The 784-nt window shown below is 53.1% G+C and carries 2 protein-coding genes; both read left to right on the top strand.

All coding sequences use genetic code 11. The features are described 5' to 3' along the window. Positions 1–581, top strand: a 581-nt coding sequence (locus ACTHUE_RS19600; RefSeq protein ID WP_440424235.1) for a phosphoenolpyruvate carboxylase, incomplete at its 5' end; no start/stop codon positions are given. A gap of 141 nt (positions 582–722) precedes the next feature. Next, the coding region (locus ACTHUE_RS19595) for a GTPase (RefSeq protein WP_148094628.1) at positions 723–784 on the top strand (62 nt) is incomplete at its 3' end.

Here is a 784-nt window from a genome sequence, read left to right as displayed (position 1 = left end):
AGGAAATCGCCACCCTCAACCTCGGCAGCCGTCCCGCCAGCCGCAAAACCTTGGCGCGGATTCAGGACTTGCGCGCGATTCCGTGGGTATTTTCATGGATGCAAAACCGCCTCATGTTGCCGGCTTGGTACGGTTTCGGCAGCGCAGTGGAAACCTTGTGCGAAGGCAATCCCGAAACCCTCGCCGCCCTGCGCGAACACGCCCAAAGCAACCCGTTCTTCCAAGCCATGCTCTCTAATATGGAGCAAGTGATGGCGAAAACCGACATCACTTTGGCGGAAAACTATGCCGGCTTGAGCGAATCGCCCGATAAAGCAAAGGTCATCTTCGGCATGATCAAGGAAGAATACCAACGCAGCCGCAAAGCACTGCTCGACTTGCTGCAAACCGAAGAGCTCCTGCGCGACAACCGCAGCCTCGCCCGTTCGCTTGCCTTGAGGATTCCATATTTGAACGCCCTCAACGGCCTGCAAGTCGCCATGCTCAAACGCCTGCGCAAAGAGCCCGATAATCCGCACGCCCTTCTGATGGTTCACTTGACCATCAACGGCGTAGCGCAAGGTTTGCGTAATACCGGTTAAGGCAGTACGGAAAAAAGGCCGTCTGAAACAATTTTCAGACGGCCTTTTTATGATGAATATACACCAGCATTGCGGCTGTTTTGAGTACCTCTACAATATGCTATAATCCGCCGTTAAACTTTTATCTTTTCAGGAAAAACCATGAGCTTGAAATGCGGTATCGTCGGTTTGCCCAACGTCGGCAAATCCACCCTCTTTAACGC

The organism is Neisseria sp. P0021.S005, from assembly GCF_051956955.1.
This window is presented reverse-complemented; position numbering and strand designations above follow the sequence as displayed.